Genomic DNA, 24132 nt, shown 5'->3' on the forward strand with positions numbered 1-24132 from the left:
TACAAATGTTAATTATATTCATATTTATGTCTTAATTAATCGAGAGAACTAATCAATGCAAAAACAGCCATTAATGAACAACACACAGCATATTGCTATAGAACTTTCCTAAGCTCGTAAAGGAGACAAACAATGTTTAAGAATACTTCAGTTAAGAAAAAATTATTAATACTCTTTTGTACACCTTTATTATTATCTTTATTGTCCAGTTCTATATTACTGTATTTAAATGATAGAAATGTAGAGAAGCTTATACAGTCTTTGTATGATACGTCATTTCAAACAAACTCCTTAATTTTAGATGCCGATAAAGATTTATATCAAGCATTAGTTGGGTTCCAGTCGTTAACAATAGAGGGGAATTCAGATGAATTTATAGAAGAAACACGTCTAGATATTCAAAGTAACATTACAAGAGCAGTTGAAAAAGTTGACGAGTCTTTAACTATTATTCAAGAGCAAAACTTACAAGACATTACACAACCAACTAGCGAGGATAACAGTCTGGAAGATACTTCATCTCAAACTGACACTAATAACATAACGATTCAACAGCTACTATTAGATTTTAAGGAACATTTTGGGGTTTGGGCTAAAATCACTGAAGAAAAGGATCCAAGCTATACTTTGTATAAGGATTCACTAACTGTTTTTGAAGCCGCACGTGATAACTTAAAAATATCTGGAGATATATTAAATGATTATGCACTAAATAATATTGATGATATACACCTTTCAAACAAAACAACTAAAATATGGTTTTTTTCCATTTTTTTATTCTTCTTTTTAATGATTACTGGAGGTGGTTTACTTTTCATTAGAGGAATGATTAGAACAATACATGAAATTTTGTTTAAAATACAGGATGTGAGTGAAGGTAATCTTCAAGTTGAATTAAAAAGCAATTATACGAATAGTGAACTCGGGAAAATGTTAAAGGGTTCGGATGTAATGGTTTCAAAATTAAGGGAGCTCATTTTTAGTATTAATGAACATTCTAAAACTGTTCAAAAAGCTTCTATTGAACTAAGTCAAAGTAGCAAAGAATCTTCAGCTGCTACTAACCATGTAGCTGATAATATACAGACTATTACTGGAGGAATTGAAGTCCAAGCAAACATGATAGATGAAACGAGCACATCCGTGGAAGAAATGGCAACAGGTGTTCAAAAAATCGCTGAAAGTACTTCGTATATCTCGATGCTTTCAGAAAAAACAGATCATCAGGCAGATAAAGGAAATGAAGTAGTTATACAACTGCAAAATCAAATTGAAAGTATGATGAACACAATTAAACACTTAGCTACCATTGTTACTTCGTTAAATCAACGTTCTGACAAAATTGGCTCTATCATAGACAATATAACAACATTCGCTAATCAGACAAATCTTCTTTCATTAAATGCCTCTATTGAAGCAGCAAGAGCTGGTGAACAAGGGCGTGGTTTTGCAGTAGTTGCTGAGGAAATTAGAAAACTGGCTACAAGTTCATTGGAATCTGCAGAAAGTATTCAAACATTAATTGTTGATACCCAAAATGAAATCTCTAATGTAACAGAGAGTATGAAATCTGCAGTAGAAGAATCAGCGAAAAGCAATCAATCCATGGTAGAGGTTAGTGAAGATTTTAAAATCATTTCAAAACATATTAAAGATATGGGTGATCATATTCATGAGACCTCAGCAATTACACAACAACTAGCTGCAAGTTCACAAGAGGTCGCCTCATCCATGGCTAATTCTAAAACAACCTCTCATGACATTTTTGCAAAATCACAAAATGTTGTTGCTGCTGCTGAAGAACAGTTAGCCTTAATAGAAAATATGGATGCTGCTGCGTATGAATTAATGAAGGTAGTAGATCAATTGAACAAGTCCATTGCCATTTTTAAAGTATAGTTATTTTAGTATGGAGCGATCTAAGTTTATATGAATGTTCACTTAAAATGGCGAAAGCGTGTAAATACTATTTGAAAAATTCTAACGTCTAATAATCGTTCTATTTGTTATTTTTTGATTTGATGCTTTTATATAAAATTTTCAACGGCTACATAATCCGTCCCTAATTATTTAATAACGAAAGCTAGTTGTAATCGGTGATAAATTAGCAACAAAAAATCTGAAAACAGCCTAATCAAAGAATATAGATAAGGTTGTTTTCGCATTGATGGTATGAACTACACACGTATACAATGATCGTTCGTGATATCTAATATTATACAACGATAAGTATGAATTTAATCCATTCTTAACTGAGGTAATTTCTTATAAATAGCAACATAGTTCACGAGAAGATTCTTGAATATTACGACCTTTAAGTGAAGAACACCCAGTTGAGGTGGTACAATAGTATAAAAAATGCTCCAGCGCTTGTTTGAGGACAACAAGATGATGGAGCATTTTGTATTTGCTGCTTATTTAGTCATTCACCACTATTTTGCTGTAGTGATTGACCAAGGCGTTACATTCCTAAAACTTTTTGGATACGTTCAATCGCCCAGTCAAGCTCATCTTGTTTAATAACAAGTGGTGGAGCGAATCTGATAACATTTTCATGTGTTTCTTTACATAGTAAACCTTCTGCTTTAAGTGTTTCACAATATTTACGTGCCGGTTCATGTAACTCTACTCCAATAAATAACCCTCTGCCACGTATTTCTTTTATCATTGGATTATTAATTTCTTTCAGCTTATCTGTGAAGTAATTTCCTAGCTCAAATGATCTTTCTGCAAGCTTTTCTTCCTCTAACACTTCTAATGATGCGAGTGATACCGCACATGCAAGTGGGTTCCCACCAAATGTTGATCCGTGTGATCCAGGGTTAAATACATTAAGAATGTCTTTATTTGCGACTACACAAGAGATTGGGAATACACCACCACCTAATGCTTTTCCGAGAATCCACATATCTGGTTCTACGTTTTCCCATTCGGTAGCAAACATTTTTCCTGTGCGTGCTAAGCCTGCTTGAATTTCATCAGCAATAAATAATACATTCTGTTGCTTACAAAGATCATAAGCTTCTTTTAAGAATCCATCTGGAGGAAATACGATACCCGCTTCACCTTGAATTGGTTCAAGTAAGAAGCCTGCAGTGTTTGGCGTAATGGCTGCTTTTAAAGCTTCTAAATCACCATATGGTATTAATTTAATACCAGGAAGCATTGGGCCGAATCCACGCTTATATTCTGCCTCTGAAGATAGAGAAACAGCTGTCATTGTTCTCCCATGAAAGTTACCTTCACAAGCGATGATTTCAGCTTGATCTTGTGCAATGCCTTTAACGTCATAACCCCAACGGCGTACTGCCTTAATTGCCGTTTCAACTGCTTCGGCACCTGTATTCATAGGTAAAGCCATTTCTTTACCTGTCAATTCACAAATTTTTTCATACCAAGGACCTAGTTGATCGTTATGAAAAGCACGTGAGGTTAATGTTACTTTGTCAGCTTGATCTTTCAATGCTTGAATTATTTTTGGATGACGGTGCCCTTGGTTAACTGCAGAATAGGCACTTAACATATCCATATATTTATTACCCTCTGGATCTTCAACCCAAACACCTTCTGCTTTTGAAATAACGATAGGAAGTGGATGGTAGTTGTGAGCTCCGTACTTCTCAGTTTGTTCAATGATGCGATTTGAAGTTGTTGTGTTCATCAAATTCTCTCCTTCTTTTACTTAAAAATAGTGTAGTTATATACATTGCAATTTCCATGCCAACAAAAGGCTTTTCTTACACTATTGTTTCCCATTTTAACTGTAATAAGTGGCTTTATATGGTATTCCTTGTTTTACTGAAGAAAAAACGATGCGAAGTCTAGTTGTGTACATGTTCATTTCATAGTAGGAAAACAACAGTCAATGTGAAATAGACTTGTATCATTAGTATTTAACAAATATAAATATGTATTTGTGCAAAAAAAATTTGCATTATGTTATTACATTGTATGATTAGTGCATAATTATATTGCGGCTGTCATGTTGTTCATCTACAATATTATTGTGGTGATGAAGATGAATAACAAAAAACATGAAAATAAGCTTCTGTTAATATTTGATCAACTTGTAGATGAAATTGATATCGGTGTTCATGTGATAGATCAGCATGGACGAACGATTATATACAATAAAAAAATGGCACAAATAGAAGGCATGGAACGTGAAGATGTGTTACACAAAAATTTATTAGAAAGCTATACATTTCAGGATCAACAGTCAAGCACACTCATACAAGCGCTACAACATTTGCAAATAACAAGGAATGTAAAACAAACATATTTTAACCTACTAGGAAAAGAAATTACAACTATAAACGATACCTTTCCAATTAGCAATGGTAAAAAACAAATGATTGGTGCGATGGAAATTGCTAAAGATGTAACTAAACTTGAGAGACTTATACGGGAAAATATGCAGAAAAAAGGCAATGCAACTTTTACATTTGAACATATTTTAAGTGATAGTCAAGTGATGAAGGAACTAATTGAGACTAGTAAGCGAGCAACACGAACTTCGTCTTCCGTACTCATTGTCGGTGAGACTGGAACAGGAAAAGAACTATTTGCTCAAAGCATTCATAACGGAAGCTCTCGATCTGCAAAACCCTTTATATCACAGAATTGCGCTGCTCTTCCTGATCATCTTATTGAAGGGTTATTATTTGGTACGAAGAAGGGTGCCTTTACAGGAGCAATAGAGCGGCCAGGGTTATTTGAACAAGCGGAAGGAGGGACATTACTTCTTGATGAAATCAATTCTTTGAACCCCTTATTACAAGCCAAGCTATTACGTGCACTTCAAGAAAAAAGTATACGGCGTATCGGTGACACGAAAGATACGCCAATCGATGTGCGTATTATAGCAACAATGAATGAAGATCCAATAGATGCAATTGCTGAAGGACGATTAAGAAAGGATTTATACTATCGATTAAGTGTAGTATCAGTATTTATTCCACCATTACGTGATAGAAAAGAGGACATTAATCTGCTATTAAATAGTTTTATTAAAAAGTATAATAAACTGTTTGGGATGAGTGTTAAACAAATCGATGAACAAGTAATGAGATCTTTTTATGATTATGATTGGCCTGGAAATGTAAGAGAATTAGAACATATCGTAGAAGGCGCAATGAATTTTATTGATGAGAATGAAGACATTACATTTGCACATTTACCAATTCAATTTAGAAATAAACCTCAGTTCAAACAGCATGCTATTCAAGTTGCTTTAAATAATGAGGAGTCATTTAAAACACTTGAAGAATATATGAATAATGCGGAGGTTGAGTATATTAAAGAAGCTCTTCAAGTCAATGATTATAATATATCTAATACTGCAAAAGCTCTTGGCATGAGTAGACAGAGCCTTCAATATCGACTGAGAAAATATCAAATTAACAAGCACTTTTAGTAAACTTATCGCTATTGTTAATACATTAGAGTAGTTAGGTATGTTTCTCTAGTCTTTAGAAAGGTGCTTTTCGAAAATTTTGTTGCTTATAAGAACAGTTGCCACAAAAGGTTGTTAAATTTCTCTGTTACTCTTAGTATGAACACCAACATTAATGAGACAAAAACGTTTCCTGTCTTTGATTTAAGTTTTCTTTCACAAACTTTGTTGATTATTGAGACTAAGTGGATGAAACATACTTGGTTTAAAAGTATTTTTTTTTAGTACGAAAAGCAACAATCATTGCGAAAACAGTATTGATATACGAAAACCAAGCTGATTTTTTTCTGTATAAGCAGATTTTAGACCTTCCATGTAGCAAACAATTCCATTACAATTATAGTGTAAACTTTAAATGAGGGAGTCTGAATGATAAATGGAATATATAGTTGACTCGTTTAATCCGTTTCTTATATTATTGTCAATTATACTAACTATATTAGCTACTTATACTGCTATAGATTTATTATTAATATATAAAAAAGCTGAAAAAAATAAACGACGCATATTTATAAGTGGATCTATTTCTATGGCAATTGGCATTTGGATCGTTAATTTTTTAGGTATACTTGCTAGTGCTCCACAAGGGATAAAGATTTTTCACATACCTCTAGCGACTTTTTCTTTCATTCTAGCACTTTTGTTTACCGCAACTTCCTTTTCCCTAGTAACTAAGAAATCCACAAAGTTTATACATATTTTTATATGTAGTTTAGTAATGACCATTGGTCTTGTCACTAGCCATATTATTGGTATCTCAGCTGTGTCTGATGTTGTCTATAATATATTGCTAGTTGCTTTATCAAGTATGATCGTATTAGGAACTTTTGTATTTTCTTTTTGGATATTGTTTCAACTGCCAACACAGTCTGCAACAATTCGGACTTGGATCACACCGATTTGCTCTTTTCTAATTACTTGTGCAATTGTACAAAATCATTTTATTTTAATTAGAGCATCTAACCTCCAGTTTCACAGCGGGGATGGGTTGGTGCAAAGTGGGAATCAAGATGTCACAGCTCTATTTGTTGTACTTGTATTTTCTATAATGATTTTTTCAGGACTTTTGGCGAATAGCATTTCATTAAATAGAAGAGTAGCATCTAAAGAGACATATGCAAAGGACATTACAACCGCGTTAGACGAATCTTCTATTGTCGCTATTACTGATGCAAAAGGATCTATCACATATGTGAATGATAAATTTGTGCAAATTTCCAAATATGAGGAGCATGAATTAATTGGACAGAACCATAGAATTTTGAATTCAAATTATCATTCATCAACATTTTTCAGAGAGCTATGGCAAACGATTGGTCACGGTGATGTATGGAAAGGACAAATTAGAAATAGAGCAAAGGATGGAACCCATTATTGGGTAGATACAACTATTGTCCCATTACTTAATAGCAAAGGAAAACCTTATCAATATGTATCGATTAGAAATGATATTACAAGTAAAAAGCTAACCGAGCTTCAATTGAAGGATAAATTAAAAGAAATAAGCGATATCAAATATGCTTTAGATCAATCAACAATTGTGGCAATTACTGATCGTCAAGGCTTTATTACGTATGCAAATGATGAATTTTGTAAGATTTCTAAATACGATAGAGAGGAGTTACTCGGCAAGAATCATAGTTTGTTGAACTCTGGATACCATTCCACTGATTTTTTTAAAAACATGTGGAAAACGATAGGGAATGGTGACATATGGAAAGGTGAAATTCATAATAAAGCTAAGGATGGATCATTTTATTGGGTTTATACAACAATTGTACCTTTTGTTAATGAGGATGGAAAACCGTATCAATATTTAGCGATTAGAAATGACATCACAGATCAGAAAAAAACGGAAGAAATGCTTCATCGACAAGATAAATTAGCTGCGGTCGGTCAATTAGCAGCAGGTGTTGCTCATGAAATTCGAAATCCCCTCACTTCAATGAAGGGCTATGCAGAATTTCTAAGAGAGGATGAAAATAATATTGAACGACAGGAATTCCTCGATATTATTCTTGATGAAATTGAACGAGTGAACTCTATTGTTGAGGACTTTATGGTACTTGCAAAACCTAATGCACCATTGTTAAAAGTGAAGGATATTATACCTATGATCAATAATGTCTTATCATTATTAGAATTTGAAGCTAAAAAAAGGAAAGTAAAACTTAAATTCGAATATAACGAGGAAGAAATAAAGGTCGCATGTGATGAAAATCGCTTAAAGCAAGTTTTCTTAAACTTTATTAAAAATGGTATAGAAGCGATGCCAAATGGTGGAGACCTTATTGTAAGAGCAGTCATTCTTGATGAGCATGTTCAAATTACCATTCATGATACAGGTGTAGGTATTCCAGAAGAAAAGATGAAGAAGTTAGGTGAACCATTTTATACGACAAAAAAAGATGGAAATGGGCTTGGGCTAATGGTTAGCTTTAAAATAATTGAAAGTCATTATGGTAAAGTTTTTATTGAAAGTGAAGAAAACAAAGGAACAACCTTTAATATTTTGTTGCCTAAAACGGCTTAGCATAGAATAGAAAAGAGGGCAGGAGAGTTCTGCCCTTTTTGTATGTGGAAATTTTCTAGGTTAAATAATAATGGTTATTTCTCATTGTTTTCTGCAAATATTTCCATTGATTTACACATGAATTTTGCTAAGCCTTCACCGTATTTGTCAATATTCTTTGTGAAGCGTTCATCATTAACATACAATTGCCCTAATCCTTTAAATGCCTCAGGAGAATAATTTCCTATCTTATTCAAAAGATCATACCATTCTTTAATTGCTTCTTGTGCTACTTGAGATTCAGGTGAACGGTCTCGAAGTAATGCAAGTTTCATATACACTGAGTCCCACTCTTTGGAAAAATGCTCCCTTTCATCTTTAGACATATTTGTTATACCAGTGTTTACTGTATCCACAGCTTTATCTCCCCAACGTTTACGTGCTTCCTCCTCGTAGGGATTATGACTGAAATCAAAGCCTTCGAATTTTTCTTTATTCGTCATGTGAATTTCTCCTTTCATATGCTTGATCGTTTTATTAATCGTTGTAATCATGTTATCTAGTCGACGTCGCTTTTCTATTAACATTTGTTGGTGAAGTTCTAACGCTTCACGCCGGTTAAATGAAGGGCTATTAATAATCTCTTTAATTTTTTTTAAAGGGAAGCCAAGCTCTCTAAAAAAGAGGATTTGTTGTAATGTTTCAAGATTATCATCGGTATATAGCCGATAACCAGCTTCAGTCACTTTAGCTGGTTTTAGCAGTCCAATTTCATCATAATGGTGTAGTGTGCGCACACTTATACCTACCAAATCTGCAACTTCTTTAACTCTCTTTGACATGGTTATAACCTCCCTTCAACTTTTACTATAAAGTATAACGTAACGTTAGAGTCAATATTAAAAAGGAAGTTTTTACATAAATAATTGTTTTTGTGGTGTTTTTTATAAAACGATGACTGTACGAAAACTTCTAGTATAGGAGCAATAGCAACAAAGATAATGGAAAGGCATAAATAAAGAGAATAAATAGCCTTTGAACATTAAATTTGTATGAGTAGAAATAAGTATGGATGTAGAAGATTGTATGGTATCTTTTACTTTTGTAAAACGATGGCGGCAAAATAGCTTACAACTTTGTTGGACTTTACTTTCAAATTTCCAGCGGCAAAACAAAGTTATATTCCTATTTTATAGAAGGAAAGCTACTACGAAACAGAGGTTGATTACGTATTATTTCAACCATCATTCTGAAAACAACAATAAAGACCGTAAGCTGTTAACTTGACGGTCTCAATCGATTGTACATTAGTTTTTATGAATGCCTAGCTCTACAGTCTTGGCGTATTTTTACATCAAAGCCAACTGCGGAATAGTGTTAGCTGTGGTTAAATTAGGTAGGCTCTTATTTATGCTTGTTCAATAGTTTGGTTAGCCCATTCTTCAACATTCCAAACTTTTGTTACCCAATCCTCATAGAAGTCAGGTTCGTGACACACTAGGAGAACCGTTCCTTTGTATGCTTTTAACGCTCGTCTTAGCTCTTCTTTGGCAACGACGTCTAGATGATTAGTTGGCTCATCGAACAGTAACCAGTTACTTTCATTCATGAGTAATTTACATAGTCGTACCTTTGCTTGTTCTCCTCCACTTAACTGATTGAGTGGTCGAGAAATATGTTCGTTTTTTAAGCCGCAACGCGCAAGTACTGCCCTTACCTGGTGTTGGTCTAATTGAGGAAACTCATTCCAGACGTCATCAATCGGTGTAATGCTTTCAACTTTTACTTCTTGCTCAAAATAAGATGGATAGAGAAAATCTCCACGTATAGCTGATCCACTTAATGGATTGATCGTTCCTAGTATCGTTTTTAATAGTGTAGACTTTCCTACTCCGTTACAGCCAACGATGGCAATCTTTTCTCCTCGCTCGATCGTCATTGTTAATTTAGGCAATAGAGGATTGGCATAGCCTATTTCAAGGTCTTTTCCTTCAAAGACAAAACGACTGCTTCCACGTGATTCTTTAAATTCGAATGTTGGTTTCATTGCCATTTCAGGGCGATCAATCCTCTCCATCCGATCTAATTGCTTTTGACGACTTTTTGCTCGTCCAGTAGTTGAATATCGTGCTTTATTTTTTGCAATAAAATCTTCTTGTTTTTTAATATGCTCTTGTTGCTTTTCATATGCTTGAAGGTGTTGGTTTTTATTGATGTCCGCCATTTCTAGGAATTTTTCGTAGTTTGCGGTATACCTTGTTAACTTTGAAAATTCGAGATGAAATATGACATTTACAACCCTATTCATAAATTCTGTGTCATGTGAAATTAACATAAAGGCGTGAGGATATTCTTTTAAATAATGGCTAAGCCAGTTTATATGCTCAACATCTAAAAAGTTAGTCGGCTCATCTAGTAATAGTACTTTCGGTTGCTCTAATAACAGTTTAGCAAGTAATACTTTTGTGCGTTGCCCCCCACTTAGTGTGGCAACATCTCGTTCTAAACCAATGGCATCTAGCCCAAGTCCACGAGCTGCCTCATCAACTTTCAGATCAAGTGAATAAAACCCTCCAGCATCAAGCTGATCTTGAATATCTCCCATTTTTTCTAGTAAGACTTCTAATTCCTCTGGAGAGGCTGTAGCCATTTGTGCTGTTATTTCATTCAACTGTTTTTCTTGTTCAAAAAGCGGTAAGAAAGCATCATTTAACACGTCTTTTATTGTTTTTCCAGGAGTTAACACTGTATGTTGATCAAGGTAGCCATATTCAACATTCGGTGTCCATTCCACTCTACCAGTATCATGGATTAATTGTCCGGTAATTATATTCATTAACGTCGATTTACCTACACCGTTTGCTCCGACTAGCCCAACATGTTCTCCAGCTAATAGTCGTAGAGACACATCCTTAAAAAGTGTTCGATCTCCAAAACTATGACTTAAGTCGTCAATTGTTAATAAACTCATTGATATATTCCTCCATTAAATATCTTAAAGAAGCATCTCGACTCATAATACTAAATAGGAGTCGAGATTGCTATTGTTTTCAATTTTAAATAAACAGCCTAACTATATAGGTTTTTTCTGTAATTTCTTCTGTCAATCATAACATATAGAATGAAGAAGAAGTATCGTGGATATATTCCAATTTTATTGTTGCTTTTAATAATAGGGAGTTTTCGTATATAATTGTTTTCGTACAAAAAATAAACACGTAAACTAGTTTTCGGAGCATATTTTTCAACTTTTACAATTATTGAGTTCTCATAAATTCATTATTCTGCCTATTTTTAGTACAAGTAGCAAAAAAAGTTAACGCTAAGAGCCTTCAAAAAAGTTAAGGTACTAGATCCCTTCAGAAAGAAGAAGGGCTTGTAATTCGCAGAATTAATGTGAAAAATATATGTTATCAAAAATTAAAAGAAGGGTGTGTCATTCATATTACAGAATGTAAGTAGTTGATTCGTTATAATAAGCGCTAAGCTGAGAAAAAGATATTAATATCTCAAGCAGGGGATAATGGAGTACCTGTGTAGGTACCAAGGTATTCGTTCAAAAGATAAAAATTTGACATGATTTCCAGAACAGATTTTTTTTCTAATAGATTAGGTAAACTACATAAAATGATTACTTCAATAAAACATAAAAGGGAGACTGAATTATTAATATGAACATCAAGTCAAAGCCTAAGAGCAATCTATCTCTAACCGTAGTCATAGCACTCTGTGTTGTAATGGGTTTAATATTTCTCTTGCTTGCAAACATGATAAAGGGAACAGAGTTATTATTAATAGATAAGGTAATTAGTGATATTTTTATTGTTGAACACCAATCACTTATTTTTAAAATGTTTGAATTTATCGCCTGGTTTGGTTCTACAACAGGTATCGTTACACTCGTTGTTGTTATGATAATATTCTTAAGCCTCAAGTATCGTGATTTTAAGGGAATTATCCTTCTTGTAATAATGGTTTTTTTCTCAAATGTGCTTAATAAAATGTTAAAAGAATTTTTTCAAAGGGAGAGGCCTGACATTCATCCAGCCATACAAGAGGGTGGTTTTAGTTTTCCTAGCGGTGGAGCATTGATAGGATTAGTAGCTTATGGTTTAGCTACATATTTAATTGTACATAAACGTACAGTACTAAAGGAAAAAATCATCATAGGCTTTTGTGGAGGGGTACTAATAATGTTAATCGGTATTAGTCGAATTGCATTGGGAGCACACTTTCCAACAGATGTCATAGCAGGCCATATGCTCGGGCTAATTTTATTGATATTAGCTATATATTTATGTAACTACATTCCAAATACCTTTTTGAAAAAATAAACGACGTAATACAAAAGTTGTAGTTGTGTACGTTTTGATATCTTAATTTGAAAAATAACCTAAACTATACATTAAATCATTATATAAATACCCTAGCCCCATACAAAATGGCTAGGGTATTTATATTTTTGGAGATCAAATGATTATCACCTTTCAGCTGATGTCCTCGCTTCATAAAGTTTAGTATGCTAGGTGGAGCAAATTAACAGATGTTAATGTAAAGTTGACAATTATAAGCTTTTTGTTTAAAGAGTTATTTATTCTAGTAGAATAAGTGTAAGAAAACTAATAAAATATATAAAAACAGGATAAATATGGATTGGGGGCATGGGTAATAAATGATGAGAGTATGTAGAAAGCCGATAAAGTCACATATAAATATGTTAAAGACAATAAAGCGTCAATGTTTTTAGGTAATTGAAATGAGTAAAGTGTAGTCAAATATTTATACTAAGTATATGGAGATTTTATGATAGATAATACATTAGAATATGACATAAATAGTGTTCAACCAGAAAAGCAAGTGAAAGAATTACTACGTTCTTGCTATGGAGATGATGAACAGTCAAAGGAGTATTTCTTAAGAGGATTCAAGAGTACCATGAAAATATGTTCCATCTCTGTTTCATATAATAAGAATTTAGTCGGGATGGCAGTAGCTTGGAAATCCGTATTCCACCCATACTGTACGTACATCTCTATAGCTGCTAAGCCATTATATATTGTTGACTTGCATAAATTACTTGAACAACTTCAGTACTATTGTGACGATATGCTTCCTTTACAAACATCTATTTGGAAGACATCGCTTAAGCTAAAGAATTTCTATGAATCAACGGGTTTCAAAGAGGTTAGAAGAACATATAACAGTTTATTAGATCTATCAATGGTAGCTGATTTGTCAGTGATTGTAAACGAATTACAGCTTAAACATGCTGAACACTCGGTAGTGAGCCTTTCGGATACTAGCTTTAACAACGAACTTAAAGAAGAAATTGTTATGCTCATAAAAAAGACGTATGAATCAACACATACTACCAACCCATTAGGTATTCATGACTTAAATAAATGGGAACAATTAATTTTTAACGAAGACACCTTTTTAGAAGGTAGTTACATTATAGTGCACAAAAGCAATGTATTGGCATTTTCGCTTTTACACTATTCAGATGATATGAATAAACTAGAATTTGGATGGCGTGGAACTAAGAATGGTATAGAGGAAAATTTAATTTTACTACTGACAGCCTATCAAATTCACTTCGCAAAAACTAGAGCATATAAAGCAATTGATGCTGAAATCGATAATACTGATCCATATTCTGTAGCAATGGCAAGTTTTTTTCCGTTTTCACCTTCGCCGACGCTCATAACATATCAAAGGTAATTGGAGGATACCTAATGTATTAGAAAATTTTTAACGAAATTGTTTCTATTATGCAGCATGATTATTCAGGGTGTGTTGATAAACGAGGGTGGGATCATCCAAATAATTACCTTTCTAAGATTTACATGATGAATGGGAAGAACATCAAGAGAAGGGTTCGTTAAGTTTGATTTCAGTGACTTAAAGGAATTAGCCATCTTTTCAGGTGCAAAATCCCCAAGCAAAATTATTATACTTACAGATGTATATTGTGGAAGTTCAGGTGACTCTTTTGTTGAACTAAGTAAAAAGTCTTCAAAGGTCACAGTAATTGGCAGATCTACAGCTGGTTTAAATGACTACTCTAGCCTTGCTGTTATGAAATGGGATAATTTGTTCGAGCTATGGTATCCAACTACTAGGTTAACTAGAATTGATCAAGGTAGGGGGATGTCAGGTGTAGGTATTAAGCCCAATGTTTATATTCCGTGGACACCGTTACATATTGTTGAAGACATAGATTTAAAGGAAGCACTAAAGATTTTAATGAAGTAAAGCGTTCATAATGAAAATGGAATGAAAGCAAGATTTTATTTACGACTTTTACAAAACAATTATTGTTCCTTAGAGTTCATTTGCTAAAAACAACTTATATTCATAATATAGTCATTGTTACTGAGACGCTTTTATATTTAAAAAGCGTTTTTCTTTATGTGAAGCCAGTTCGGGACAAATGAAATTATACTTTGGTCTAATCCAACTTATACGGTAGCTATGACGTTTTGAGCTTTTACATTGATGATAAAATCAGTAGAATTATCATTGTTGGAAACATGTGCTAAATACATACAACCATCTCCTTAACAAATGATTCATTTTTTATATCGTAATCAATTGTTGAGAAGGGAGCATTATTTTTACATATTATTACTTCAGTCTATGAAAATATAATTTAAATTACATATTAAAGGTGTAAAAAAATAACGTATTAGAGCTGTAAAATTCCATAAAACATACTAATAATAAAGGATTTATTAATTTATATCTAGTAATGTTAGTAAAGGCTATTAGCTTATCAACAATAAAAACAGATTTTGTGACTATGTATTTTTTAGAAAAGGGTGAGTGGGTTATGGAAGCAAAAATATTAGTTGTAGAAGATGATCTATCGATTAGTGAAATGGTTGAAGATTACTTGACAAAAGAAGGGTATTTGATAACGACTGCTTATGATGGAAGAGAAGCTGAAAGAATACTAATGTATAACGCATTTGATTTGGTTTTATTAGACATTATGCTCCCACAACTTAATGGTATAGATTTATTAAAGTTAATCAGAGAAAAAAGTACGATCCCAATTTTAATCATGTCAGCTAAGGACAGTGATGTTGATAAAGCATTAGGTTTAGGTTTTGGTGCAGATGACTATATCGCAAAGCCATTTTCAATGATAGAGTTGTCTGCTCGTGTTCAAGCAGCAATTAGGCGCGCTAAACAATATTCGCAAAATAGGGAAAATAATGAAACGAAGATAGTGAAATATAATGGACTTAAAGTTGACCTAAATAATTTTTCAGTTAGTAAGGACGGGAAGGAAATTAAGCTAACTTCAAAAGAATTTCATATTTTAAAGTTATTTATTTCACATCCGAATAGGGTTTTTACTAAAAAGCAGATTTATCAATTGATATGGGATGATGGTTATCTTGGAGATGAGAATATTATTAATGTACATATGAGAAGGTTGCGAGAAAAAATTGAAGAGAACCCTTCTTCGCCTATTTATATTAAAACTTTATGGGGCATTGGCTATAAGTTAGGGGACGTTTGAAATGACTTTTTTCTTGCTTATGGTAATAGGCCTATTAATAATTGTTATTTTCGTACAATATAAATCGATGCGTAATCGAGATAATGATATAACATACATCTATAAGAAGCTAAGTAACATTATTACACAAGATTCTAGTGAAAAATTATTACTTGTCACAAGTCATAACGAGCTACAAATGCTGTTAATTGAAATTAATCGGCTATTGAATAGGAATCAACAAGTGATTTCTGATTTCACTAAATTAGAAATATCGATGAAGAAAATGCTTTCAAATATTTCTCACGACTTAAAAACACCATTGACTGTCGTGTTAGGCTATATTGAAACGATTATTCAAAATCCTAATATAAACATGGAAGAAAGAAATAGATTATTAACGAAAATACATAACAAAACGATTGAAGTATCTGAACTCATTAATAAATTTTTCGATTTAGCAAAGTTGGAGTCAGGGGATAAAGAAATAGCATTGACTAGAGTGAATATGAATGAGATTTGTAGAAAAAACATATTGAGCTTTTATGATATTTTAACAGCAGATGGTTTCGAAGTTGTTATAGATATACCTGAAAAGACTATTTTTTCACTAGCAAATGAAGAAGCTCTTGATAGAATATTAAACAATTTAATTTCGAATGCGATTCAATATGGGAGCGATGGAAAGACAATTGGAATTAACTTATCGAACGATCCCGAGTACGTATACGTAGAAGTTTGGGATAAAGGGAAAGGGATTCACGAATTGGATAAAGACCTAGTATTTGAGCGGTTGTTTACTCTTGACGATTCAAGAAATAAACAGTTTCAAGGGAGTGGACTTGGACTTACAATTACGAAGAGATTGATTGAAGAATTATCAGGGGAAATAACTTTACATAGTATTCCACATGAAAAAACAAGTTTTTGCTTTAAATTAAACAGATTAACATTATGATCGCAATCTTAAGATTTTTGTAAGAAATAAGAGATAAAAAAGAAAATTATGATGGGTATGATATGACATAGAAGCTTTAAGAAAGGGGAATGAACTTGACTTTTATTTTGAAAACTAACCAGTTGACTAAAGTAATAGAAGGTAAAGAAATAATTTCTAATGTAAACATGAAAGTAAAAAAAGGTGAAATTTATGGTTTTTTAGGGCCTAATGGTGCTGGTAAAACAACAATTATGAAGATGATAACAAATTTATTTAAGCCAACGAGTGGTGAAATAGAGATCTTCGGTGAAAAATTAACGAACACATCTTACGAAATTTTAAAGAGATTGGGAAGTATTATTGAGTATCCCATTTTTTATGAAAAGCTTACAGCAAAGGATAATTTGGAGTTGCACTGTGAGTATATGGGATATCACGATAAAAGTGCTATAAATCATGCGTTGCAACTTGTTAATTTAAAAAATGTAGACGATAAATTGGTAAAACATTTTTCGCTAGGTATGAAACAAAGGCTGGGGATAGCACGAGCGATTATTACAAAACCGGAGTTATTAATCTTAGATGAACCGATAAATGGACTTGATCCTGTTGGTATAAAGGAGCTAAGAGATTTATTCAAAATGTTAAGCAAGGAGTACGGTATTACGTTACTCATTTCGAGTCATATATTAGGAGAAATTGAACAAATTGCTGATACAATTGGCATCATTAAGGACGGAAAATTAATTGAGGAGCTTTCAATGGATAATGTTAGACAATTAAATACTGAATTTATCGAAATGGTAGTTACAGATTGTAAAAAGGCTGTTTTTGTATTAGAACATACGCTTAGAATATCGAATTTTAAAATAATTGACGAAAAATGTATAAGAATTTATGATTCAAATATTTCACAAAGTGAAATTTCCAAAGCGTTAATTTTAAAAGATGTCGCCATTGAATCAATTACAAAGAAAAGCAATACACTAGAGGAATATTTCTTAAAAATGATTAATGGGGATGGGAAGATTGCTTAAATAGAATGAGGTAAAGAATTGAGAAAGAATAAAGGCATAACGATGAGAGGTGGATATGATGCTAAATTTAATGAAATTAGAATTAAAGAAACATAATTTTAAAGGAATTATGAGAGGAGTAATCATAGCGAATATTTCAATAACACTTTTTTTTGCTATGATTTATTATATAGAAAAAGACAACTTTATCCCAGATTATAATGAGTTATTTTTATTACTTGATACGTTTGTTAGAATTACATTTGTAATCTTTGCGGCAGTTCTTATTGCTAAATTAATTATTGATGAATATAAAAATAAAACAATTTCTGTCCTATTTACTTATCCTATTAACAGAAAAAAATTGATATTTTCGAAGCTGATCATGATTAGTGGATTCACTTTTTTTACAATTTTGTTATCTAATATAATTATATGTACTATTTTTATTATACTTGAGTCATACAATCATTATATCCCAGATGTTATGACGACGGATTTAGTTGTAAATCATTTTAGTAGAATAGCGCTTCAAGCTCTTGCAGCTTCAGGCATTTGCTTAATACCACTATATTTTGGTATGAAGAAAAAATCAGTACCAGCAACGATAGTTTCCTCCATAATTATTATTTCAATACTTAATTCAAATAATGGTGGCTTTTCATTAAGTTCAATTATTGTCATACCATTGGCTTTATGTGCTATTGGAGTAGGAATTGCTTACGTATCGATAAGAAATATAGAAAATGAGGATGTTTTGTAATAGCTGTTTTCGCATTAATTGTTGCTTTTCGTACTAAAAAATAAATACGTATAACCCAAGTATTCATGGTATCTTTGCCTTGTAACATGAGTTCAATGCATAAATTTATTTTAATGGTGGTTAGCCCTTAATTTCCATTATTGTCATATCATTGGCTCTATGTGCTATAGGAGTGGGGATTGCTTATGTATCTATGATTGTCTGTATTGGGTATTACCTTAGTAAGAAAGATACATCTTCTAAGCCTCAGGTCTTAGCAACAATTAGAGCTTAAGAGCGTTAATTGTAACGGGAATCTCCAGTATGATAAATATTAGCTAACTAAAAGGGGGAAATTTTCAATGAGGAAAATTACACTTGTAGGTATTGTAATCGGTGCGTTATTAATTGCTGCATTTGGGTTTAGTATGACAACCGGTGGAACTACTCAAAGAGAAGAAACAATTGAGATAAAAAAAGATCAAGCGAAAGAACTAGATGTTAATCTTTTCTTTGGAGTAGGTGATATACATGTATCTGAAGGAACAAATGAATGGGTTGAAGGAAATATAGCATACAAAGATAAAAATTTAAAACCTGATATATCATATGATGTGAGAAGAGAGACTGGGAAGGTAGAAATTACCCAAAACCGTAAAAATTCCTTTTTCGATCTTAATTTTGATATTCCTAGTAAAGGTAGCTTTAAGAATAATTGGGATTTAAGGTTATCAGATGAGGTTCCAATAGACCTTAATGTTGATGCTGGGGTAGCTGACACCGAATTAGATTTACGAGGTTTGTTGTTAAGTAATTTAGAGATTGATACTGGTATTGGTGATATGACAGTAGATTTACGAGGTGATTGGGAAGCGAGTTTTGATGTCCGTATTAACGCTGGTATAGGGAGTACAACAATTCTTCTTCCTAATGAAGTGGGAGTAAAGGTTCGTTCAGAAAAAGGGATCGGTGCTGCTAATTTCAAAGGACTGATTTCTGATGGTAACGGAATCTATGTAAATGAAGCCTTTGAAAATGCTGATGTGATAATAGATATTGATACAGATGTCGGTATTGGTGAAATCACATTTGAAGTTAAATAATGTAACGTCATACGTTTTAAATATTTAAAATATTAAGAATTATATTGAATTAACTCCTCTATCTGAACGGTGTAAAAATCATATGGAGAGTGGATTTTGACTTTGTATTCCTTTAGTTGTTTACGTAGGGCATGGGGGTGTAGAGAGTGAAGAGGTTGGGATGGTGGGGGATACTATTATTAGCAGTTGTAATTTGCAGTTATGCATTGTTACAATACGGCTTTTTTGGTGTAGAAACCTCAGGCTTTATAAGTGATAAAATTGAACAATACGGACCACAAAGTAAGATGTGGCATGTGACACTCTTTGTTCATGTTTTCGGTAGTTTATGCTCCTTGCTGCTTGGTCCATTTCTTTTATCTGAAAGGTTCAGGAAAAGAAATATTAATGTTCACAAAATGATGGGCAAAGTTTATCTCCTTAGTGTTTTCATTGGTGGTATTTCAGGTTTATTGTTAGCATTTTACGCGACAGGGGGCTTGATAGCACAGGTTGGCTTTGGATTGTTAGCTGTAAGCTGGTTATTATCTGGCTTAATTGCTCTAAAAATGATTAAAGAGCAAAAAATCCATTTACATCGCAAATGGATGATTAGAAACTATGCACTGACATTTGCAGCAGTGATGTTACGAATATGGTTACCAATATTTATACTGATCTTTGGTGAGGCTTCGTTTCATATTAGCTATCAAATAATCTCGTGGTTATGTTGGGTTCCTAATCTAATTGTTGTAGAACTAGTTATGAGGTCACAACCCTTTCATGAAAATGCTCTTAAACTTTAATTTGTGAACTTTTATTTTAGCTGCTTTGACTTTGAATGATGTTTACCATATTAAGAATAAACTGGTAAACAATTAGTGTTCGTGCCATCGGCAAAAAGGACATCCGTATAAAACCACATCATGCTGTTCTAATTTTATTGAAACATAGCAACAAACTTTACGAAAAGAGCCTTTATTTATAACTAAAGAGCTTTTTTCATTTTAGTACTGTCACTTTAAATACACATACTATATTTAAAGTTTCCTCTATAAAACAAACTGCGGATATTAAATTATATTCTATTCTACTTCGTGTTATCGTTTATCCCACCTTTCGCTGGTATTCTGAAGGGGTTTGTCCAACCCGTTTTTTAAATGTGCTGCTAAAGTGACGTTCATCTTGGTAGCCAACAAGTTTTGCTACTGCATAAACCTTCAACCCATCCTTTAACAAAGGCTTTGATTTATTGATACGAAAGTTGTGTAAGTAGTCTAAGAAGTTTATCCCAAGCTCTTGTTTGAAAAGTGAACTAAGGTAAGTCGTAGATACAAAGACTTCTTTTGCGAGCCAATCCAGTGTGATATTCTCATCATATTTTTCATGAATTATTTCTAAAGCTGCTTTTACAGTTTTGTGAATAGGTACTTGGCTTTTAATTAAAGAAATAATAACTTTCATATTTTCTTGAACAAGATTGACTAATTCATTAAATGATTCTGCTTTTGTTATTAAGTCTATTTGATATGGCTGGTTTTGAATCCATTCATTACTTTGAATGTTTTTTCGATGTAATAGTTTTCCCAACTCTAAGATAAAAGCCGTTGCTATCATGTTAAGGTTTTTTCTCGAGGTTGTTGAATTTTGGCTTAGTTGATGCAGCCAACTATATAACTGATCATTTGCTAAGTTAAATTCTTCTTGTTCTAAGTAATGTAATATCTTTTCTTCTTGCTCAGCAATAGCCTTAGTGTGAACAGTTGGTTCATTAAGAGTGCTTGCTGCTCTTTGAGCCAATTGTGAATAAAGGAAAGAGTTACTTGCTTCTTCATAAAATTGATATTCAATGACATTTAATGCTTCTTTGTATGTCAAATGGAGAAGGTTAATGCTTGGTTGTATAGACCCCACACCTATGCTGATTGAGTATTCAATTGCTTTATTTATCTGGAGCACCATGCTAGTTAAGTGTTCATTAAGACGTTGCTCATTATAAGACGTTGTTACATTGGCACACCATACAATTTCATAATTATGTTGGAAAACTTCTATATAATTATTATTATAAAAATCACTAATAAACTTATTGGTTATGTCAAGGACAGTACGGAAATTATGATTGTCCCATTGATTACTAGTATTATGTGTAGTTGGACAGTGAATTTTAATTACACCGACTTGTATATTAGCATCCTGCAATGATATCCTTAGTTCCTCTATATCGTCTAAATGTTTTTTATAATTAAGATCAGCACTCTTTAGCCAACTTGAAAGCTTTTGCCATTTTAATGTAGGTAAATGTTTATCCCAAGTCTTTTTAACAACTTTTGACTCTCTTGCTTCTTCTAGCTTTTCCTTTGCTGTTAAAACCGTATTTAAGATGTCATTTGGGAGGCAGGGTTTAAGTAGGTAATCGTGAGCACCTAACCTTATACCTTCTTGTGCATAACTAAACTCATTGTAGCCGGAAAGTAGAATGGCTAAAAAATCATATCCAGTTTCTTGTGCTTTTTCAATAAGTTCTAAGCCGTTCATTTGGGGCATCCGTATATCTGTTAATAAAATATCAGGTTTTGTAGCTAGGAATGTTTGATAGCCTGTTAAGCCATCTTCACAAATACCACATACCTCAATTCCGTATTGTTGCCAATTAATCATTTCTTCCATACCTTCTCGAATGGTTATTTCATCTTCAACAATTAATAGTTTAAACATATTGAACTTTCTCCTTCCTAAGTCTTTAAGTTTCTTATTAATATATTTCTTTGTATTTTTAAATTAGAAGAGGAAGATAAGTAATTATATGACTGCAATCATTTTAAATAAGATTTTCGTACGTTAAACAACAATATATATGAAAAAATCAGTAATAGAAAACTGAATTTCAATGCTTGGATTGGTCAAGTATAATTATTTTTCTAGCGGTAGACGAAGTTCTACTCTAGTTCCTCGTCCTTTAACACTATGGAAAGTTAAGGTAGCTTGTTCATCATACAATAGTTTCAATCTCTCTTTTATATTTAAAATTGCATAGCTTCTATCTTGTTTTTCGTTAGTGCTATTAAATTGATAGGATTTTAATGAGCGATTTAGTTCTAATACTGTCCTCTCGTTCATTCCTACACCATTATCTGTTACTTCAATGAGGCATGTGTCATGATGATGACTAATTTGCACTTTAATGTAGCCACTTTCGTTATTAGGCTCTATACCATGAAGAATTGCATTTTCTATAAATGGTTGTATTAATAATTTGGGTATATCAATGTCTAGTACTTCAGGGGCTATGTCAATCTCATATGTTAATTTCGGTTTGAAGCGCTGTTCTTGTATGTACAAATAATTTTTTACTAATTCAATTTCTTGTCTAATTGTAATTGAGTCTTTTCCATCATTAAGACTTAGTCTAAAAACACTTGATAGAGCGTATGCCATATTAGCAATCTCATGTTCCCCTTTCCTTTGAGCAGTCCAACATATTGTATTAAGTGTGTTATATAAAAAATGGGGATTTATTTGGGCTTGTAATGTTTTTAACTCTGCTTCTCGCTGTTGGATTTTAGAGGAATATACGTCATCTATTAATCTTTTTATTCTATGAACCATATTGTCGTAGCCTTGTCCTAGTTGTCCTATTTCATCATCTCCAACAAATTTCACACTTTGCGAGAAATCTCCATTTTCTAGTTTTCTCATCGACCTTATAAGCTTCTTAAGTGGACTAGTTAATCTAAAAGCCGCAAACCAAGAAACTATACTACCGCCGATAAAGCACAAAATGATCGCAATTACTGTAATTAATCGAATCTGATTAAGCTCAAGTAATACGGTCTTTTTTGATTGAATGATGACCACACGCCATTCGGTTAATGGAGATTGATCATGACTAATGATCCAATCGTCTGTCGTATATTTTCTAGGCATTTCTTCTATTGTATGTTTACTAGTTTGAAAAGGGGGTATATCAAAGTAATAACTACCAACCCAATCTTGATTTGTTGCAGTTAAAATTTGGCCATCATTATTCATTACTAGCATCTCTGTTTCTGGGCCTTCTAAAGACATATATTTTTTTCGTAAGAATTTTTCGTTAATTCCAGTTACGACGAATCCCTCAGGGTTTAAATCATAAATATTTTTAATCATTCTTACATTAAGAAGTTTATATTGGTTATCTCCTATAAATAAGCTATTTTCGGAGTTAGCTAAATACCAAATTGAATCTCCGTCTTGTTTATTTGCTTTGTCATATATGATTGTGTGACGGAAGAACTCATATGATTCTGCACTTATCTTTCCTTGATTAATTGTCAATGGCTGCTCAAATGGATTTAGACTATTTATATCATAAATAATAAGAGAATGAATGTTTGGTCTCGTTACTAATATTTTTGATAATGATTCATTCATTTGTTGTCTAAGGCTAGTATTGGGGCTATTTGAACTCAAATAATCTTGTACGGAAGATGATAAAAAAAGGTAGTTTGTAAAATCATTCACATCTTGAGCAATGAGATCAAATTGGTCAATACTTTTTTTTAGTAGGTTATCTTGGTTTTGATCAATTTTGCTAAATACTTGCTTTGCTGCAATCTGATAAGATATGAAGCCTGTTATCGCTACAGTTGTAAGAATTAATGGTACAAACCAAACGAGTAATTTATGTCGTATTGGGAGGTTTATATACCAAAATAACAGCTTAGATGGAATCATTCTCATCACCTTAATCAATTTTGTATACCCTATCATATCACGAAAATAGACATTAAATTTATAAGTACGATAGAAATTATGAAAAATGAAAACGCTATCTAAAATATGATGCATTAACATTAATTTTGAAATTTTTTATGATGAAATAGAAGATTTACT

At 32.6% G+C, this 24132-nt stretch carries 16 protein-coding genes and 1 pseudogene; 12 read left to right on the forward strand and 5 right to left on the reverse strand.

The window, feature by feature from the left end:
- The first annotated feature begins 132 nt into the window (after positions 1–132).
- Positions 133–1899, forward strand: coding sequence for a methyl-accepting chemotaxis protein (locus ACSVDA_RS10730; protein WP_485883080.1), 1767 nt, complete (start codon positions 133–135; stop codon positions 1897–1899).
- Positions 1900–2461: 562 nt separating this feature from the next.
- Here the strand turns inward: ACSVDA_RS10730 and ACSVDA_RS10735 are convergent.
- The gene (locus tag ACSVDA_RS10735; RefSeq protein ID WP_485883082.1) at positions 2462–3661 is read right to left on the reverse strand and encodes an ornithine--oxo-acid transaminase; all 1200 of its coding nucleotides are present in this window, start codon (positions 3659–3661) and stop codon (positions 2462–2464) included.
- Between the two features lie 357 nt (positions 3662–4018).
- On the opposite strand from ACSVDA_RS10735, the gene ACSVDA_RS10740 reads away from it, so the two are divergent.
- Together ACSVDA_RS10740 and ACSVDA_RS10745 are read left to right on the forward strand one after the other, a co-directional pair.
- The gene (locus ACSVDA_RS10740) at positions 4019–5416 is read left to right on the forward strand and encodes a sigma-54 interaction domain-containing protein (protein WP_485883083.1); all 1398 of its coding nucleotides are present in this window, start codon (positions 4019–4021) and stop codon (positions 5414–5416) included.
- A gap of 415 nt (positions 5417–5831) precedes the next feature.
- Positions 5832–7988, forward strand: a complete 2157-nt coding sequence (locus ACSVDA_RS10745) for a PAS domain S-box protein (protein WP_485883085.1) — start codon at positions 5832–5834, stop codon at positions 7986–7988.
- A 74-nt stretch (positions 7989–8062) separates the two neighbouring features.
- Here ACSVDA_RS10745 and ACSVDA_RS10750 read toward each other — a convergent pair whose 3' ends face one another.
- Both ACSVDA_RS10750 and ACSVDA_RS10755 read right to left on the reverse strand, forming a co-directional pair.
- Positions 8063–8809, reverse strand: coding sequence for a MerR family transcriptional regulator (locus tag ACSVDA_RS10750; protein WP_485883087.1), 747 nt, complete (start codon positions 8807–8809; stop codon positions 8063–8065).
- A 566-nt stretch (positions 8810–9375) separates the two neighbouring features.
- Positions 9376–10938, reverse strand: a complete 1563-nt coding sequence (locus ACSVDA_RS10755; protein WP_485883089.1) for an ABC-F family ATP-binding cassette domain-containing protein — start codon at positions 10936–10938, stop codon at positions 9376–9378.
- A gap of 796 nt (positions 10939–11734) precedes the next feature.
- Here ACSVDA_RS10755 and ACSVDA_RS10760 point away from each other — a divergent pair.
- From ACSVDA_RS10760 to ACSVDA_RS10800, 9 genes and pseudogenes are all read left to right on the forward strand, one after another.
- On the forward strand, positions 11735–12301 hold the full coding sequence (locus tag ACSVDA_RS10760; RefSeq protein WP_485883090.1) for a phosphatase PAP2 family protein: 567 nt from the start codon (positions 11735–11737) through the stop codon (positions 12299–12301).
- Positions 12302–12770: 469 nt separating this feature from the next.
- Positions 12771–13688, forward strand: coding sequence for a hypothetical protein (locus ACSVDA_RS10765; protein WP_485883092.1), 918 nt, complete (start codon positions 12771–12773; stop codon positions 13686–13688).
- A 147-nt stretch (positions 13689–13835) separates the two neighbouring features.
- Positions 13836–14222 (forward strand): annotated as a pseudogene (locus ACSVDA_RS10770) (S41 family peptidase); the annotation flags it as partial.
- 577 nt (positions 14223–14799) lie between these two features.
- The gene (locus ACSVDA_RS10775) at positions 14800–15498 is read left to right on the forward strand and encodes a response regulator transcription factor (RefSeq protein WP_485883093.1); all 699 of its coding nucleotides are present in this window, start codon (positions 14800–14802) and stop codon (positions 15496–15498) included.
- A gap of 1 nt (position 15499) precedes the next feature.
- The gene (locus ACSVDA_RS10780; RefSeq protein WP_485883095.1) at positions 15500–16435 is read left to right on the forward strand and encodes a sensor histidine kinase; all 936 of its coding nucleotides are present in this window, start codon (positions 15500–15502) and stop codon (positions 16433–16435) included.
- Between the two features lie 95 nt (positions 16436–16530).
- Positions 16531–17454: an ABC transporter ATP-binding protein gene (locus ACSVDA_RS10785; RefSeq protein ID WP_485883097.1), complete on the forward strand. Its 924-nt coding sequence runs from the start codon at positions 16531–16533 to the stop codon at positions 17452–17454.
- A gap of 70 nt (positions 17455–17524) precedes the next feature.
- Positions 17525–18196, forward strand: coding sequence for an ABC transporter permease (locus tag ACSVDA_RS10790; protein WP_485883099.1), 672 nt, complete (start codon positions 17525–17527; stop codon positions 18194–18196).
- A 341-nt stretch (positions 18197–18537) separates the two neighbouring features.
- Positions 18538–19278: a toast rack family protein gene (locus tag ACSVDA_RS10795; RefSeq protein WP_485883101.1), complete on the forward strand. Its 741-nt coding sequence runs from the start codon at positions 18538–18540 to the stop codon at positions 19276–19278.
- Between the two features lie 146 nt (positions 19279–19424).
- Complete coding sequence (locus ACSVDA_RS10800) at positions 19425–20063, forward strand: DUF2306 domain-containing protein (RefSeq protein ID WP_485883102.1); 639 nt, start codon at positions 19425–19427, stop codon at positions 20061–20063.
- A gap of 301 nt (positions 20064–20364) precedes the next feature.
- On the opposite strand, the gene ACSVDA_RS10805 is transcribed toward ACSVDA_RS10800, so the two are convergent.
- Both ACSVDA_RS10805 and ACSVDA_RS10810 read right to left on the reverse strand, forming a co-directional pair.
- Positions 20365–21975 carry a response regulator transcription factor gene (locus ACSVDA_RS10805; protein WP_485883103.1) on the reverse strand — a complete coding sequence of 537 codons (1611 nt, stop codon included), beginning with the start codon at positions 21973–21975 and terminating at the stop codon, positions 20365–20367.
- Between the two features lie 195 nt (positions 21976–22170).
- A complete protein-coding gene (locus ACSVDA_RS10810) occupies positions 22171–23982 on the reverse strand; it encodes a sensor histidine kinase (protein ID WP_485883119.1) in 1812 nt (603 codons plus the stop codon).
- Between the last annotated feature and the right edge of the window lie 150 nt (positions 23983–24132).

The organism is Cytobacillus sp. Hm23, from assembly GCF_051842895.1.
GTDB lineage: Bacteria > Bacillota > Bacilli > Bacillales > SM2101 > Nanhaiella.

Coding starts and splice junctions, on each gene's coding strand:
- ACSVDA_RS10730 (WP_485883080.1), top strand. CDS start 133: ATGTTTAAGAATACTTCAGTTAAGAAAAAATTATTAATACTCTTTTGT.
- ACSVDA_RS10735 (WP_485883082.1), bottom strand. CDS start 3,661: ATGAACACAACAACTTCAAATCGCATCATTGAACAAACTGAGAAGTAC.
- ACSVDA_RS10740 (WP_485883083.1), top strand. CDS start 4,019: ATGAATAACAAAAAACATGAAAATAAGCTTCTGTTAATATTTGATCAA.
- ACSVDA_RS10745 (WP_485883085.1), top strand. CDS start 5,832: ATGGAATATATAGTTGACTCGTTTAATCCGTTTCTTATATTATTGTCA.
- ACSVDA_RS10750 (WP_485883087.1), bottom strand. CDS start 8,809: ATGTCAAAGAGAGTTAAAGAAGTTGCAGATTTGGTAGGTATAAGTGTG.
- ACSVDA_RS10755 (WP_485883089.1), bottom strand. CDS start 10,938: ATGAGTTTATTAACAATTGACGACTTAAGTCATAGTTTTGGAGATCGA.
- ACSVDA_RS10760 (WP_485883090.1), top strand. CDS start 11,735: ATGATAAAGGGAACAGAGTTATTATTAATAGATAAGGTAATTAGTGAT.
- ACSVDA_RS10765 (WP_485883092.1), top strand. CDS start 12,771: ATGATAGATAATACATTAGAATATGACATAAATAGTGTTCAACCAGAA.
- ACSVDA_RS10775 (WP_485883093.1), top strand. CDS start 14,800: ATGGAAGCAAAAATATTAGTTGTAGAAGATGATCTATCGATTAGTGAA.
- ACSVDA_RS10780 (WP_485883095.1), top strand. CDS start 15,500: ATGACTTTTTTCTTGCTTATGGTAATAGGCCTATTAATAATTGTTATT.
- ACSVDA_RS10790 (WP_485883099.1), top strand. CDS start 17,525: ATGAAATTAGAATTAAAGAAACATAATTTTAAAGGAATTATGAGAGGA.
- ACSVDA_RS10795 (WP_485883101.1), top strand. CDS start 18,538: ATGAGGAAAATTACACTTGTAGGTATTGTAATCGGTGCGTTATTAATT.
- ACSVDA_RS10805 (WP_485883103.1), bottom strand. CDS start 21,975: ATGTTTAAACTATTAATTGTTGAAGATGAAATAACCATTCGAGAAGGT.